Source organism: Providencia sp. PROV073, from assembly GCF_033688125.1.
Taxonomy (GTDB): Bacteria; Pseudomonadota; Gammaproteobacteria; order Enterobacterales; family Enterobacteriaceae; genus Providencia; species Providencia hangzhouensis.
Genome location: NZ_CP096353.1, coordinates 4,361,120 through 4,377,407 on the forward strand (window position 1 = coordinate 4,361,120; position 16,288 = coordinate 4,377,407).

The 16,288-nt window shown below is 41.4% G+C and carries 17 protein-coding genes; 11 read left to right on the forward strand and 6 right to left on the reverse strand.

Going from position 1 to position 16,288, the window contains the following annotated elements; all coding sequences use genetic code 11:
• The first annotated feature begins 3 nt into the window (after window positions 1-3).
• The 9 genes from M1F17_RS20095 (at window position 4) to trmL (ending at window position 9,718) form a co-directional block, all read left to right on the forward strand.
• The gene (locus M1F17_RS20095) at window positions 4-1,005 is read left to right on the forward strand and encodes an NAD-dependent epimerase (protein ID WP_318837140.1); all 1,002 of its coding nucleotides are present in this window, start codon (window positions 4-6) and stop codon (window positions 1,003-1,005) included.
• 44 nt (window positions 1,006-1,049) lie between these two features.
• Complete coding sequence (locus M1F17_RS20100) at window positions 1,050-2,216, forward strand: nucleotide sugar dehydrogenase (protein ID WP_318837141.1); 1,167 nt, start codon at window positions 1,050-1,052, stop codon at window positions 2,214-2,216.
• Entirely contained in the window at window positions 2,217-3,323 is a 1,107-nt protein-coding gene (locus M1F17_RS20105) for a glycosyltransferase family 4 protein (protein ID WP_318837142.1), read from the forward strand.
• Window positions 3,320-4,270, forward strand: a complete 951-nt coding sequence (locus M1F17_RS20110) for an NAD-dependent epimerase/dehydratase family protein (protein WP_318837143.1) — start codon at window positions 3,320-3,322, stop codon at window positions 4,268-4,270. The genes M1F17_RS20105 and M1F17_RS20110 overlap by 4 nt, the downstream gene beginning before the upstream one ends.
• Before the next feature lie 48 nt (window positions 4,271-4,318).
• Window positions 4,319-5,464, forward strand: coding sequence for a polysaccharide export protein (locus tag M1F17_RS20115; RefSeq protein ID WP_318837144.1), 1,146 nt, complete (start codon window positions 4,319-4,321; stop codon window positions 5,462-5,464).
• 5 nt (window positions 5,465-5,469) lie between these two features.
• Window positions 5,470-5,898 (forward strand): protein tyrosine phosphatase, encoded by a 429-nt coding sequence (locus M1F17_RS20120; protein ID WP_318837145.1) that lies wholly within the window; start codon window positions 5,470-5,472, stop codon window positions 5,896-5,898.
• Between the two features lie 35 nt (window positions 5,899-5,933).
• Window positions 5,934-8,012 (forward strand): polysaccharide biosynthesis tyrosine autokinase, encoded by a 2,079-nt coding sequence (locus tag M1F17_RS20125; RefSeq protein WP_318837146.1) that lies wholly within the window; start codon window positions 5,934-5,936, stop codon window positions 8,010-8,012.
• Between the two features lie 17 nt (window positions 8,013-8,029).
• Window positions 8,030-9,055: a UDP-glucose 4-epimerase GalE gene (gene galE, locus M1F17_RS20130; RefSeq protein WP_318837147.1), complete on the forward strand. Its 1,026-nt coding sequence runs from the start codon at window positions 8,030-8,032 to the stop codon at window positions 9,053-9,055.
• Between the two features lie 159 nt (window positions 9,056-9,214).
• Entirely contained in the window at window positions 9,215-9,718 is a 504-nt protein-coding gene (gene trmL / locus M1F17_RS20135) for a tRNA (uridine(34)/cytosine(34)/5-carboxymethylaminomethyluridine(34)-2'-O)-methyltransferase TrmL (protein WP_125895018.1), read from the forward strand.
• Between the two features lie 35 nt (window positions 9,719-9,753).
• Here the strand turns inward: trmL and M1F17_RS20140 are convergent, their stop codons facing one another.
• The 6 genes from M1F17_RS20140 to M1F17_RS20165 all read right to left on the reverse strand — a co-directional run bounded on the left by M1F17_RS20140 (window position 9,754) and on the right by M1F17_RS20165 (window position 13,408).
• Entirely contained in the window at window positions 9,754-10,110 is a 357-nt protein-coding gene (locus tag M1F17_RS20140; RefSeq protein ID WP_047756788.1) for a type II toxin-antitoxin system PemK/MazF family toxin, read from the reverse strand.
• Entirely contained in the window at window positions 10,107-10,352 is a 246-nt protein-coding gene (locus M1F17_RS20145; protein WP_004906951.1) for an AbrB/MazE/SpoVT family DNA-binding domain-containing protein, read from the reverse strand. Before M1F17_RS20145 ends, M1F17_RS20140 begins: the two co-directional genes overlap by 4 nt.
• Window positions 10,353-10,503: 151 nt before the next feature.
• Entirely contained in the window at window positions 10,504-11,325 is an 822-nt protein-coding gene (gene cysE, locus M1F17_RS20150; protein WP_153674037.1) for a serine O-acetyltransferase, read from the reverse strand.
• Window positions 11,326-11,348: 23 nt separating this feature from the next.
• Window positions 11,349-12,377: an NAD(P)H-dependent glycerol-3-phosphate dehydrogenase gene (gene gpsA / locus M1F17_RS20155; RefSeq protein WP_004265161.1), complete on the reverse strand. Its 1,029-nt coding sequence runs from the start codon at window positions 12,375-12,377 to the stop codon at window positions 11,349-11,351.
• Window positions 12,377-12,853 carry a protein-export chaperone SecB gene (secB, locus tag M1F17_RS20160; protein ID WP_004906947.1) on the reverse strand — a complete coding sequence of 159 codons (477 nt, stop codon included), beginning with the start codon at window positions 12,851-12,853 and terminating at the stop codon, window positions 12,377-12,379. Before secB ends, gpsA begins: the two co-directional genes overlap by 1 nt.
• Window positions 12,854-12,970: 117 nt before the next feature.
• Window positions 12,971-13,408 (reverse strand): rhodanese-like domain-containing protein, encoded by a 438-nt coding sequence (locus M1F17_RS20165; RefSeq protein WP_004265159.1) that lies wholly within the window; start codon window positions 13,406-13,408, stop codon window positions 12,971-12,973.
• A 433-nt stretch (window positions 13,409-13,841) separates the two neighbouring features.
• Here M1F17_RS20165 and envC point away from each other — a divergent pair, with 433 nt between their 5' ends.
• The gene (gene envC, locus M1F17_RS20170) at window positions 13,842-15,131 is read left to right on the forward strand and encodes a murein hydrolase activator EnvC (RefSeq protein WP_187710690.1); all 1,290 of its coding nucleotides are present in this window, start codon (window positions 13,842-13,844) and stop codon (window positions 15,129-15,131) included.
• 48 nt (window positions 15,132-15,179) lie between these two features.
• Window positions 15,180-16,244 carry a divergent polysaccharide deacetylase family protein gene (locus M1F17_RS20175; RefSeq protein ID WP_318837148.1) on the forward strand — a complete coding sequence of 355 codons (1,065 nt, stop codon included), beginning with the start codon at window positions 15,180-15,182 and terminating at the stop codon, window positions 16,242-16,244.
• The last annotated feature ends 44 nt before the right edge of the window (window positions 16,245-16,288 follow it).

A 16,288-nucleotide genomic window follows, 5' to 3' on the forward strand; every position in this document is an offset into this window, starting at 1 on the left:
AAAATGAAATACTTAGTTAGTGGTAGTGCTGGCTTTATTGGATTTAGCTTATGTGAGAGATTGTTAAGCAACGGCTATACCGTTATTGGTATCGATAATATAAACGATTATTACGACCCTAGTTTGAAAATCAGCCGACTTAATATTCTAAAAAAATATGCTAATTTTACTTTTACTTCTTTAGATATATGCGATTATGAGAAAACTATACAATTCATGAAGAATAATCGTTTTGACCGAGTCATTCATCTAGCAGCACAAGCGGGGGTCCGTTACTCGTTGGAAAACCCATTTGCTTACGCAGATAGTAATTTGACTGGCCACCTCGCCATTTTAGAAGGTTGTCGCCAAGCAAAAGTGAAGCATTTGGTCTATGCCTCTTCAAGTTCGGTGTACGGCGTTACCGATAAGACGCCATTTACCACTGACATGGCAACCGACCACCCGATTTCACTCTATGCGGCAACAAAGAAAGCCAATGAATTAATGGCACACTCCTATTCACATTTATACCAGCTACCGACCACAGGGCTGCGATTCTTTACAGTTTATGGCCCTTGGGGGCGCCCAGATATGGCTTTATTTAAGTTTACAAAAGCTATTTTGGCGGGCGAGCCTATCGATGTCTATAATAACGGCAATCTCAGTCGTGATTTCACTTTTGTTGATGATATTGTCGAAGGTGTGATCCGTATTTCAGATATAATTCCACAAGCGAACCCGAATAATCATTCGGCATCACCTGCAGAAAGCAGCGCACCATATCGAATCTATAATATTGGTAATGGGCAGCCTGTTAAGTTGATTGAATTTATTTCTGCACTGGAAAAGGCACTGGGTAAAGAAGCGATTAAAAACTTTTTACCTATGCAAGCGGGTGATGTGTACACCACTTGGGCGGATACGGAAGACTTGTTTAATGTGACAGGTTATCGCCCACAAGTTTCTATTGAGCAGGGTGTTCAGGCATTTGTGGATTGGTACCGTTCTTATTACCACCAATAATATCAATAAGCTGTAACATCTTTAGCAGGATTTGAGAGGCAAGTTTGAAAATAGCAATCGCAGGAACCGGCTACGTCGGCCTATCTAACGCCATGTTGCTGTCACAACACCACGAAGTGGTTGCAGTGGACATCATCCCTGAAAAAGTGGCGATGTTAAACAACCATCAATCACCGATTGTTGATGCAGAAATTGAACAGTTTTTAACGGAAAAGACCCTCAATTTCCGTGCCACAGAAGATAAAACTGAAGCTTACACCGGTGCACAATACGTCATTGTCGCAACGCCAACCGACTATGATCCAAAAACCAATTACTTCAATACAAGATCGGTTGAGTCTGTTATTCATGATGTGAATGAAATTAATCCACAAGCGACGATTATCGTGAAATCCACTATTCCTGTGGGCTTTACCGCGCGCTTACGTGAAGAGTTTGGTTATACCAACGTGATTTTCTCTCCTGAATTTTTACGTGAGGGGCGTGCTTTGTGGGATAACTTACATCCTTCCCGTATTGTGGTGGGAGAGCGTTCAGAGCGCGCGAAAATTTTTGCAGATTTGTTGCTGGAAGGCGCAATTAAGAAAGATGTGCCCGTGTTATTTACCGATGGAACCGAAGCCGAAGCCATTAAATTGTTTGCCAACACCTATTTAGCCATGCGTGTGGCGTACTTTAATGAGCTCGATACCTACGCAGAAAGCCGCGGTTTAAATGCACGCCAAATTATTGAAGGGGTCTCTTTAGACCCACGTATTGGTAGCCATTATAACAACCCATCATTCGGTTACGGCGGTTATTGTTTACCGAAAGATACCAAGCAGTTATTAGCCAACTACGATGACGTGCCAAATAACCTGATTAACGCCATTGTGGAATCAAACCGTACCCGCAAAGACTTTATTTCCGATGCATTAATTGCTAAATCACCACGCAAAGTGGGGGTTTATCGCTTAGTGATGAAAGCGGGCTCTGATAATTTCCGCGCCTCTGCGGTACAAGGTGTAATGAAACGCATCAAGGCCAAGGGCATTGAAGTGGTGGTGTATGAGCCAGTTTTAAAAGAAGAAGAGTTTTTCCGTTCGAAGGTTATTCGTGATCTCGAGACATTCAAAACGGAAAGTGACATTATTCTAGCTAACCGTATGGTGCCTGAGCTGGAAGATGTGGCAGAGAAAGTCTATACTCGTGACTTATTTGGTAATGATTAAATGAAAATTGTCTATATAATAACAAAAGCCGATGAAATTGGTGGCGCGCAAATACATGTGAGAGATTTATCCATCGCCATGACCCAGCTAGGTCATCAAGTAACAGTTATTGTAGGAGAAACTGGTGCATTAACTGAGCAGCTCGAAAACAATGGAATCAACTATATTGTAGAGTCTAAATTAATTAGAAATATATCACCTCTTAAAGACATAATTTGCACCATTAAATTACGCTCTATTCTAAAACAATTATCTCCTGACATTGTTTCATTACACTCATCTAAAGCTGGTATAATTGGAAGAAGCGCATTGATTGGTACTAAAATACCTTGTATTTTTACTGCTCACGGTTGGGCTTTTGCCGACGGGGTTTCAGATCAACGTAAAAAATTCTATATTTTTATTGAAAAATTATTTTCCAAGTTTTGTAATAATATTGTCACAGTTTCTCACCAAGATAAAAATTTAGCAGTTAAATATAATGTAGCTCCAAGTGAAAAACAGATAGTTATACATAATGGCATGCCCGATAAAACGATTGACTTTCCCAGAAAGAATGAACCTAGCGATACAGTAAATATTATATGTGTTGCTAGATTCTCAGAACAGAAAGATCATATATCTTTATTAAAATCACTTACAACAATAGATACATTAAATTGGACTCTCAACCTAGTAGGAAAAGATCCATTGGAATCTGAAGTTAAAATGCTTGCTGAACAATTAAATATTAGCAGTAAAATTAATTTCTTAGGTGAGCGACATGATGTTAGCAAACTACTATCATCATCTGATTTATTTATTTTACCATCAAATTGGGAAGGACTTCCAAGAAGTATAATCGAAGCAATGAGTTTTTCATTACCAATTATTGCTTCTGATGTTGGAGGTGTAAGCGAAATGGTATCCCACTCAAATGGATTTTTAATTCCGAGAGGAGATATCGAAAAAATGTCTAATGCTCTAAAAACATTAATAGAGAATAAAGATACTCGTATTCAAATGGGAAAATCTAGCCGAGAGATCTATTGTAATGGCTTTAATTTTCAACAAATGCTAGATAATACCCATCACTTATACCGTCAAATAAGCGGAAAACATTCATGAAATTAACTATCATCGGTGGTTCCGGTTTTATCGGCACCCGTCTCTCTAATCAATTAAAATCCCAAAATATTGACTTTAAAATTGTTGATATTCAAAAAAGCGAAGCTCATCCTGAAAAATGGGAATTTGGTGATGTTACCAAACCTGAAACACTTATTGAGCCATTAAAAGGCAGTGATGTTATTATTAATTTATCTGCTCAACACAAAGATAATGTCCACCCAATCAGCCTTTACTATGAAGTAAATGTTGATGGTGCAAAAAATGTCTGTGATGTGGCGGAACAACTTGGCATTAAACATATTGTATTTACCTCTTCTGTTGCTGTTTATGGCTTTGTTGAAAAAGAAACGGGCGAAGACGGCGAATACCATCCGTTTAATGACTACGGCAAATCAAAACTTGAAGCCGAATATGTCTATGATGCATGGCAAGCCAAGTCAGCGGACAATATTTTAGTCACCATACGCCCAACGGTTGTTTTTGGTGAAAATAACCGTGGTAACGTTTATAATTTATTCCGCCAAATCGCTTCCGGTCGTTTCTTAATGATCGGTGCAGGGAATAACCAAAAATCGATGGCTTATGTTGAAAATGTTGCCGCCTTTATTTATTTTGCGACCACGTTTACAACTGGAAAACATGTTTTCAATTATATTGATAAACCTGACTTTACTATGAACGAACTAACCACTGTAATCTGTGGTGCGTTAGATAAACCAAAATCTAATATCCGAGTTCCTTACCCAATTGGGATATTAGGTGGTTATTGTTTTGACATTCTTTCTAAAGTGACAGGTAAAGAGTTTCCAGTCAGTAGTATTCGAGTAAAAAAATTCTGTGCAAGAACACAATTTAAATCAAACTACATTGCTGATACCTCATTTACACCACCAGTCACACTGGAAAAAGGTATCGCTAATACAGTTCAATATGAATTCAAATAAAATAGGCGAGTGCCTTTAACCATATTGCTATAGGGATAGAGTGTATTTATGAAGCGTCTTTCTGTTGCTGTACTTATGCTAACTGCATTAACAGGCTGCACCGTCACCCCCGGCGCCTATGTATCAACCTCCGGCAAAAATGTGGTTGATACCGGTGACCGTGATATTACCAAATTGGTTGATATCTATCCAATTTCGCCCAAATTGTTGGATGATATGTACACCGCACCCACCATTGCCAAACCGAATACACAGTTAGAAAAGCAACTGACTCACTATGAATATCGCGTGGGTGCAGGTGATGTACTAACCATTACGGTTTGGGACCACCCTGAACTGACTATCCCTGCGGGTTCATACCGTAGTGCGCAAGACTCTGGTAACTGGGTACACTCAGATGGCACTATTTACTACCCGTATATTGGTAAAGTCAAGGTTATCGGTAAAACCGTCACTGAAATCCGTACTTTAATCAGTAACCGCTTAGCCACTTATATTGAATCCCCACAAGTGGATGTCAGTATTGCCGCATTCCGTTCGCAAAAAATGTATGTTTCAGGTGAAGTGGCGAAACCAGGTACCTTGCCAATTACCAACGTCCCACTGACTATCTTAGAAGCCTTTAATAATGCAGGAGGCTTAACCGAAAAAGCCGATTGGGATAATGTCGTGCTTACCCGTAATGGCAAAGAAATCAAAGTGTCATTACAAGATTTGGTTCAGTATGGGGATTTAACCCAAAACTACCTGATGCTACCGGGTGATGTGTTGTATGTGCCACGTAATGATAGCCAAAAAGTGTTTGTGATGGGTGAAGTGGGTCAACCAACGACCTTAACCATTGACCGTGCAGGTATGAGTATTACTGAAGCCTTAAGCAAAGCAAGCGGCCTTAATCAAGCAACTGCTAATGCAACGGGGGTATTTGTTATCCGCCCAATTAAAAACCAGCCAGCGGAAGACAAAGAGCTCGAAGCTCTGTTACCGAAAAAAATGGCCGCGGTTTATCAGTTAGACTTATCGGATGCTACCTCACTCGTGATGGGAACTGAATTTAAATTACAATCTTATGACTTAGTGTATGTTACCGCAGCCCCTGTGGTACGTTGGAATCGTCTAATCACTCAGTTATTACCAACTATCGCTTCATATAATCAGTTAACCGAAGGTACCAAGCGTATTCACGACTGGTAATCCATATGTTTAATAATATTCTCGTTGTTTGTATGGGAAATATCTGTCGCTCTCCTACGGGGGAGCGTTTATTACAACAGCATTTTCCTGAAAAAAACGTTCATTCGGCGGGTATTATCGCCAAAAATGAGATGCCAGCTTATGACAGTGCCATCCGGATTGCCGAACAACATCAGCTTTCCCTTGAAAACCATCAATCACGTCGTTTAACTAGCGAAATATGCCATAAAGCAGACTTAATCCTAGTGATGGAAAACGATCATATTGCTAAAATCCACCAACAGTTTCCTGAAACCCGCGGTAAAGTGATGTTATTTGGGCAATGGATTAATAAAACCGAAATCCCTGACCCGCATAAACGCAGTGATGAAATGTTTGAGCACGTTTACCAGTTGATGGAAAAAGCCGCGATTGCTTGGCAAGGCAAAATTTAATTTTATTTATTGGATGACTTAACATTTAACCTATTATGAACACAACAAAAAATAGCTCCCCTGCCTCAGATGAAATCGATCTGCTCGCTCTGTTTAAAGTTTTGAAATCCAACACGATTAAAATTGGGTTTTTTACCGTGTTTTTTGCGGCTATCGCCATCGCATACAGTTTATTGGCAACCCCTATTTACCAAGCCAATGCGACCTTACAGTATGACAAATTAGGCCAGGTATCATTACTTGACCAAATGAGTGATGTCATGCCATTCGGTAACAGCAATAACCAAGTCGACTCTGAAATTGAAGTCATCAAATCCCGCATGGTGTTAGGTAAAACCGTTACAAACTTAAACTTAGACACTCAAGCAGCCCCTGAAGGCTTTGTCAGTAAATTACTTGGTGAAGTGGCTCCCGTTCATATTGCCCTATTTCAGTTACCTGAAAACTTAATTGGCCAGCCATTTACCCTGACTTATTTAGGGGATAACAATTATTCCCTCAATGTAAATGGCCAAGTCTTGCAAGGTAAAGTCGGTGAAGTCCTCAAACAAGGGGAAATTAACTTATTGGTTTCCAGTTTCACGGCTGAAACCGGCGAAGAGTTTTCATTAATCAAAAATGCCCGTTATTCCACCATTGAAAACTTACGCAACACCCTAACCATCGCTGAAGTCGGTAAAGGCACGGGTATTATCAGCTTAGCCATTAAAGGGGCGGATAAAACTGAGAATGTTGAAATCCTCAACAGTGTTATCCAAAACTATGTTGACCAAAATACAGAACGTAAAAAAGAAGTCACTAACAATACGCTCGTATTTTTAGATGACTACTTGCCCACCATTAAAAAGAAATTAGATAACTACGAAAACCAGCTCAATGCCTTTCGTAAAAAGAATGAATCCATTGACCTCTCTTTAGAAGCTAAAGCCGCTCTAGATACTGCATTACAGGTAGAAGAAAAACTTAATGAGCTGACCTTTAAAGAGGTGGAGATTCAGCAGCTATATACCCGTAACCACCCCGCTTATCAGTCCCTGTTAGATAAACGCCAACAGTTGTTACGTGAAAAAGAAAAAATCAGTAAAAGTATTCAAAAGTTACCCAATACCCAACAAGAAATCGTCCGTTTAACCCGTGATGTTGAAGCAGAGCAGGCCATCTACACCCAATTAGTGGCTAAGCAACAAGAGCTGAGTGTATTGAACTCCGGTATTACGGCGGATGTGCGTATTATTGACTCTGCAGAGTCGCAACCAAAACGGGTGGCACCAAAGAAATCACTGATTGTCGCTCTTGCCACTATCCTTGGCTTTATTATTGGCTGCGCATATGTAATTGCTCGCGAGTTCTTTAATAATAAAATTAAGAGCACGGAAGATATCGATGCATTGGGTGTCAACGTCTACGCCACCATTCCTTTCTCTGCCTATGAGAAAAAATTGATTGAGGCTGGCAATAAGAGCCCATTAGCGATAGAAAACCCAGCAGATACCGCCGTCGAAGCTATTCGTTCATTACGTACTAGTGTGTACTTTTCGGTAATGAACCAAGGTAACAACCTAGTTATGGTCACCAGTGCGTCACCGGGTGTTGGAAAAAGCTTTGTTACCTCCAATATGGCGGTGGTACTGGCTAATGCAGGAAAGAAAGTACTATTAATCGATACCGACTTACGTAAAGGCCGTTTGCACAAAGCCTTTGGATTAAACAATAAAGCGGGCTTATCTGAATATTTGTCACAGCAAAGCTTAGAATCGCCAACTATTCATGCCAACGTGATTGAAAACCTTGATGTAATTTGTCGTGGTAAAAATGTTACTCACTCTTCTGAGTTATTAATGGGCGAGCGCTTTAAGCAGTTATTAGATAAAGTCAAAAACCAATACGATATTGTGGTGATCGATACCGCACCAATCTTAGCAATTACGGACTCTGCGATTATTGGTAAATATGTCGGTACTTCATTACTGATTGCTTTCTACGGTGTGAATACCGTGAAAGATGTCGATTTATCACTGAAACGCTTTAAGCAAAATGATATCGAAATTACAGGTGTGATCTTGAATGGTATTGATGCAAGGTCTGACGACTATAACTACCATTACGAATATTAAGACTCAGGAATATTGAGATGAAAAATCAACAAGTTCTTGTCACGGGTGGCCTTGGCTACATTGGTAGCCATACCTGTGTACAGATGATCCAGCAAGGGATGCAGCCGGTTATTTTAGATAACTTGCATAATGCTAACCTTGAAGTGCTTAACCGTATTGAAGCTATCACAGGTGTTAAGCCCACCTTTTACCAAGGTGATGTGCGTGATGGGCAAATTTTAGCGTCCATTTTTGCTAATCATCAAATTCATTCTGTCATCCACTTTGCTGGGTTGAAAGCTGTTGGTGAGTCGGTACAAAAACCAATTGAATACTATGATGTTAATGTCAATGGCACATTGGTATTAGTGGAAAGCATGAAAAAAGCGGGTGTTAAGAGCCTAATTTTTAGCTCCTCCGCTACCGTATATGGTGACCCTGAAGAAGTACCATTAACAGAGAATTCCAAAGTTGGTGGAACCACCAACCCATACGGAACCAGTAAGTATATGGTTGAGCGTATCCTTTCGGATTTATATATTGCGGAAGATGATTGGTCACTGACCTTACTGCGTTATTTTAACCCTGTTGGCGCACACTCATCTGGAACCATGGGTGAAGACCCGCAAGGGATTCCGAATAACTTGGCACCGTTTGTTTCCCAAGTCGCTGTAGGGCGCCGCCCACAAGTGATGGTATTTGGTAATGATTACCCAACACCGGATGGTACTGGTGTGCGTGACTATATTCACGTGATGGATTTGGCTGATGGCCATATTGCCGCGCTGAATAAAGTTAGCCAACAAGCAGGCTTACATGTTTACAATCTTGGTACAGGGACTGGCACAAGTGTGCTGGAAATTATTACTGCTTTTGAAAAAGCGGCAGGTAAGCCCATTAAATATGAGATTGTAGCAAGGCGCCCTGGTGATATTGCGGAATGTTGGTCTAGCCCAGAAAAAGCGTTGAAAGATTTAAACTGGAAGGCGCAGTATTCTATTCAAGATATGGTGAATGATAGCTGGCGTTGGCAGTCCATGAACCCCAATGGTTATAACAGCTAACCTCAACGAGTTATTTCAGAGACGAGCCTTTATGGCTCGTTTTTTGTTTTCAGGGTACAAATAATTTTTACGGCTGCTATAAAAGTTCCACATGAAAACAAACCCATTTGCGCGTAAACTCTTCCCATCATTTATTATCACAAATATCAGCTTAACGTTATGCCACACATTGTTTTATTCGAACCAGAAATACCACCAAATACGGGCAATATCATTCGCCTTTGTGCCAATACTGGCTTTGATTTACATCTTATTCACCCTCTTGGGTTTACATGGGATGATAAACGCCTACGTCGTGCAGGGTTGGACTATAGCGAGTTTGCCGATATCAAACACCATCATGATTATTTTGCTTTTTTAAAAAGTGAAGGGCTGAACCCTGATAATAACCAATCTGAAAGCGGTGCCCGTGTGTTTGCCTTAACGACTAAAGGTAAGCCAAGTCATAGTAATGTTAGTTATCAAGAAAATGATTATTTGATGTTTGGCCCTGAAACCCGAGGGCTACCGCCTTATGTGCTAGATAACATGCCAATAGAGCAAAAAATTCGTATTCCAATGTTGGCAGATAGCCGCAGTATGAATTTATCCAACTCAGTGGCTGTGGTGGTGTTTGAGGCATGGAGGCAGTTGGGGTATGCAGGGGCGCTGCTAAAGGACTAGACTATAAAAGGAGCTCAGTTTGAGTTCCTTTAGTTTTAATCAATAAAAAAATGCTCTCCACCAATTAATGGGATCAACCTTGCGAGCACACCATCAAGAACCCCCTCATCAGCAACTACCCCAAACTTCATACTTCTATCTTTCCAAGATAGTGTTTGAATAAGGTTTGCCGCAGCAACACACGGAGTATCAAGATTATTTATCCTTACTTCTGTTATGTGCCCTCTAATGCTTGTGCTAATAGGACAACAAATTACCAAGCCTGATTTTTTATTATATTCCACACTGGATAAAACGAGTGCAGGCCGATATTTTCCTATTTCTTTTCCTTTCGTTGGGTCAAAATCTAACCAAATAATATCATTTCGCCTTGGTATGTAACTTTTACTCATTCACCAATTTCCATATCATTAATTTGAGCAAGTTCATCTGAATGACTATTATATTCATTCATATTGTCAAGCAAATAAGCTTCAGAAAACATCCTTATCTTCTTTTTGGGAGAAAGAACCAAATTACCGTTATTAACAGAAATATCAAGACGTTGACCAACCTCAATACCTAATTGTTTTAAGATAGCTGATGGGATAACAATGCCTTGGCTATTTCCCCATTTTTTTATAGCAACGCTCATTTCTCTTACCCCATACTTATTTTTGAGTATATTAGTTTCCAAATGTATAAACATTGTATAACTTCATTGAGGTTAAAGCAAATTTTCGGTCAATTTATATACAGATGAGGGAAATCAAAAATGAAAACGATCGAACTAGAACCCTCACAACTCAAATCCCATCCCCATCTTCAAAACCCCAAATAATGCCATTAAAGTTTTGATCCATTTCTAAGGACGGTTTATCGCTGGTTGGTTTACCGACAATGCGTGCTGGAACCCCGGCTACTGTGGTGTGTGGTGGAACGGGGTGAAGTACAACAGAACCTGCGCCAATTTTTGCACCGCGGCCAATTTCAATATTGCCTAGAATTTTTGCCCCTGCGCCAATCATCACCCCTTCTCTTACTTTAGGATGGCGGTCGCCACAGGTTTTCCCAGTACCGCCTAATGTGACGGATTGCAAAATTGAGACATCATTTTCGACAATGGCCGTTTCCCCAATTACAATACCCGTTGCGTGGTCAAGCATGATGCCACAACCAATACGGGCGGCTGGGTGGATATCGACACCGAAAGAAACAGAAATTTGATTTTGCAAATAAACCGCCAGCGCTTGGCGGCCTTCTTTCCACAGCCAATTACCGATGCGATAGGCTTGCAAGGCGTGGAAACCTTTTAAGTACAATAATGGCGTGGAGTATTTATCAACGGCAGGGTCACGTAAGCGAACCGCCGCTAAGTCCATTGCCGCAGAGAAAATCATACTTTCGTCATTGCGATAAGCGGCTTCCACAATTTCGCGCACTTCAAGAGCAGGCATAATAGGTGAGCTCAGTTTGTTAGCTAGCATATAACTGAGCGCACTGCCTAAATTGTCGTGCTTTAATAATGTCGCGTTAAAAAAACTGGCAAGAAGTGGTTCGCAGTCCGCAAGAGACTTCGCTTCATCTTTAATGAAACCCCAAATTCTATCCAGTTCTTCACGCGACATAATCACTCACCTATCTATTTTTATTAATCATGCAGCTTTGGCATATCGGCAATTTCATCTTTCGTCGCACGCCCTAATAGGGCTTGCGCTGCCTCTAACACATTTTTATGGCGATAGAGGATTTGATAAATTTGCTCAGTAATTGGCATTTCAACACCTGCCCGCTCAGCCAGTGCGCGAACTTCTTTGGTATTACGATAGCCTTCAACCACTTGGCCAATCTCTTTTTCTGCATCTTCAACACTAACGCCATCGCCTAGCATCATGCCAAAACGGCGGTTACGGGATTGGTTATCGGTACAGGTTAACACAAGGTCACCTAAGCCTGCCATCCCCATAAAAGTTGCAGGGTCTGCTCCTAAAGCTGCACCTAAACGGCTCATTTCCGCTAAACCACGGGTAATCAATGCGGTACGTGCGTTCGCACCAAACCCCATACCATCGGAGATCCCTGCGCCAATTGCGATGACATTTTTTACAGCACCACCCAGTTGCACTCCAACCATGTCAGGGTTCTTATAGACGCGAAAACTCTTACCACAATGGAATAATTTTTGTAAATCATCACCAAATTGGCTATCGCTTGCCGCCACGGAAATTGCCGTTGGTAAACCTGCGGCTAATTCTTTCGCAAATGTCGGACCAGAAAGTACTGCCAGCGGAATTTCATTGCCTAATACCTCACGTGCAACTTCTTGCAACAAACGGCCAGTATCCCTTTCTAAGCCCTTAGTCGCCCAAATAATACGGGAGTCTGCGCGTAAGTATGGCTGGATTTGTTTTAGTACATCACCAAAAACATGGCTCGGTACGACAATCAAGATATTGGGGCTCGCCTCAACGGCGCGTTTTAAGTCCGTTTCGAGAGATAAACTATCAGGGAAAGAAACGCCAGGCAAAAACGCCTGATTACTGCGGTCTTGTTCTAATTGATGAATGTGTTTTGGGTCATGGCCCCATAGCACAACCTGATGTGCATTACGTGCAAGCGTAATGGCTAAAGCGGTGCCGTACGAGCCGGCACCGATCACTGTCATTGAAGCAGTATTCATTAAGCGTCCTGTTGAGCTTCTGAGTTCTGCGCTTGTTCACCTTGTTGCTGCTGTAAATAGTTCATGAACAGTGCATCAAAGTTAACTGGCGCTAAGTTCAATTGTGGGAATGTACCACGGCCCACTAAGCTAGTGATCGCTTCACGTGCATATGGGAACAGGATGTTCGGGCAGTATGCACCTAAGCAATGTGCCATTTGAGTACCTTCAATGCCTTCGATAGAGAAAACACCCGCCTGCTGCACTTCACACAAGAAAGCCGTTTCTTCACCTAAAGTTGCCGTAGTCGTGACACGTAAAACAACCTCATAAACACCTTCAGACAGCTGAGTTGAAGAAGTATCTAAATCTAATTTGATTTCTGGTTGCCACTCGTGTTGAAAGATGTGTGGTGCGTTAGGTGCTTCAAATGAAACGTCTTTTGCATAAATGCGTTGAATTTGAAAGACCATTTCTGAGTTGTTTTGTTCTGACATAGTGTATGTACCTTTAACTTCCATATGAGTTTTCCCTGTTATTCTGAGCTACAGGGGTGTTCGCTGCATTACGCTACCCAAGTCACATACTGATGTATGCTCCTTGGATATCTTCACTTACTTCTTACCACGAGCTAAAGGAAGGTTTTCACCTGCCCAGCCAGAGATCCCTTCTTTCAGGACAAAGACTTTTTCAAAACCGTGTTGTGCCAGCTGTTCAGCAGGTTTACCTGATTCCATACCACTTGCAGAAACGATAATCACTGGTTTCTGTTTGTGTTTTTCTAATTCACCTAAATTATTCTCTTTAATTTCAGACGGTGTTAAGTTAATAGAATCAATAATGTGCCCTTTACGGAAATCGTCACGAGAACGTAAATCGACAACAACCGCCTCTTCTTTATTAATCAGTGTAATCGCTTGTGAACGAGCAATCACTTTCGTTTTAGAGAAAAGGCCTTTAAAGGTCATAACAACCACAGCCACTAATAGCGCTATCCAAACCAGACTCAATAACATGTTCCGGCTTACAAATTGCATGATTTCTTGGATCATGGGGGGCAATCACTCCCGTTAGTTAAAAACAAATATCAAAGGGTTCTGAGTATACCTTTGTGTTGAGCTAATTACAGCCAATTCCCGCAAACTCGCTTGTTTTTTTTGCGCTAAGGCACGCAAAATTAACACTGTTCACTGAAAAACTGCGTTTCTGTTTCGAGGCGGTACGCAAATATTTTAACATAAACGTGCGAAACAGGTCTAAGTCGTGCTTCAAATAGGCAGTGAATAAGAAAAAAGTATTGAATACTGGCTATACAAAATAAATCAGTGATAATAAAACTGTATTATTTAACTTAATATAGTTCTAGTTCAGGGCAAAAATCCGAATTTATAAATGTTTTCAATACTATTTGTTAGACAGTGCTGGAAACCATCACTTGCAGATGAAATAATCAGCTATTGCATTTAATTGAGGTGATTTATCACGATGGCCAATACACATTATCGAATGAAAATTTCATTTATTCGTCAGGCTATTAGCGCTCTCTTTGGGTTAGGGCTGCTTGTTCTCGCCCCAACACAAACTGTGTTTGCCAACCAGATCACTGAAAATAAAGGCCAGCTACATGATTTACTCAAAAGTATTGCTGAAAAAGAGAAAAGCGTAAAAGAACAACAAGCCAAGCGCTCAGCACTACTTGAGCAACTCAAACAACAAGAACAAAGTATCTCTGCAGCCGGTCGTAGCCTACATGAGACTCAAAACCAGCTAAAACAATTAGATAAAGAAATTGTTTCCTTAAATAGCAATATCAATCAGCTACAAATCAAAAAACAACAACAAGAGAAATTATTAGCTGACCAACTAGATGCGGCCTTTCGGTTAGGTAAACACCAAGGGTTAACCTTAATGTTCAAAGGTGAAGAAGGCCAACGAGAAGAACGTATTTTGGCCTATTACAGCTATTTAAATCAGGCGCGTGAAAAAAATATTGTTGCTTTAGAAGAAACCACTAAAGAATTACAAGAACAAAAAGAACTCGAACAAAAAAAACAAGCCGAACAAAAAACAACGCTGGCACGCCAACAACAAGAAAAGCGTAAGCTGGATAACGCACGCGCTTCGCGGCAAAAAACCCTAAATGCCCTTGAAAGTACATTAAAAGAAGACCAAAAAAATCTTGCTGTTCTAAAACAAAACGAAGCGAGATTACGCGATAAGATTGCCCGCGCTGAACGTGAAGCCAAAGCCCGAGCAGAGCGAGAAGCCAAAGAAGCGGCACGTATTCGCGTGCAAGTGGCTGAAAAAGAACGGCAAGCCAAACAGAAAGGCTCAACCTATAAACCATCTGAAAGTGAACGCTCACTGATGTCACGTACAGGTGGTTTAGGACGCCCTGCTGGGCAAGCTATTTGGCCTGTTCGCGGCTCATTACTCCATAACTATGGGGATGTCATTTCCAGCGAGTTACGTTGGAAAGGCATGGTTATCGCGGCTAATGAAGGAACCCAAGTCAAAGCTATCGCCGATGGGCGCGTGCTACTGGCTGACTGGTTACAAGGCTATGGGCTAGTTGTCGTCGTTGAACACGGTAAAGGGGATATGAGCCTCTATGGCTATAACCAGAGCGCCTTAGTGAATGTCGGCCAAGAGGTTAGAGCAGGGCAGCCGATCGCCTTAGTGGGTAGCAGTGGCGGCCAAGAGCGACCAGCACTCTATTTTGAAATCCGCAGACAAGGTAAAACCGTAAACCCACGTCCATGGTTAGGCCGATAAATATAGTTAGGGCGATAAATTTTAAATTCAATTAATTAGGATAACGTTATGCTGAAGCACTTACCCATTCGACCACTCATTGTTTTGTCATTATTAATGATGTGTCTACCGGTGAGTGCGGCAAAATTGGCGATTGTGATTGATGATTTTGGTTATCGCGTTAAAGAAGACAACCAAATTCTAGCGTTATCCCCTGCGGTAACTATTGCAATTTTACCGAGCTCTCCCCATGGCCGTGAAGTCGCAGAAAAAGCCCATCAGCAAGGGCGCGATATTCTCATCCATATGCCAATGAAACCATTGAGCAAACAACCGCTAGAGAAAGACACATTAGCTCCATCAATGAGTGCAGAGGAAATTGACCTTATTATTAAAAATGCGATAACCCGAGTTCCTTATGCAAAAGGCATGAATAACCATATGGGGAGCGAGATGACATCAAACTTACCCGGTATGCAGAACGTGATGCGCAGCCTGTCAAAGTCAAACTTGTTTTTCCTCGATAGCGTAACCATTGGGAATACCCAAGTAGGTAATGCCGCCAAAGAATACGGCGTTCCCACGTTACGTCGCCATATTTTTATTGATAACCACCAATCGGAAGAAGAAACGCGCACTCAATTGAATAAAGCCGTTGCCTATGCGCGCAAACACGGTAGTGCGGTAGCAATTGGCCATCCACACCCATCTACCGTACGCGCCTTACAAAAATACCTTGCCCAACTCCCTGCTGATGTCGAATTAGTGGCCGTTAGCGCTCTGCTTAGTCCTCAATCTTCAACTAAACAACCAACATCATTAAGAATGTTATCTGAAGAAGCGAAAAAAACACCGATACAACCTCAAAACAAGCAAGCAGTACAAGATGAAATAAAAACACCACCAACCAAAGATGCTACTGTTGGGCAACCCGAAGCGGCTAGCCAACCAGAAAATGTGATTATTCCGCAAGAACTCGGTATATGTGAGTTTACATTACCGCCTGCTAAGCCACAGGGGATTGATTTTATTATGTTTGTGGTTGAGAGTATTTATAACGATAAGGCTTTACAACCTTTGTTGGTACAGGGCGATAGAGCCCAAAAGCGCCCGCTTTTCAAGCAACAGCAGTAGATCATTTTCGATTCCCCTTCTTGGTTCAAAAAAGCCAAAAAGGG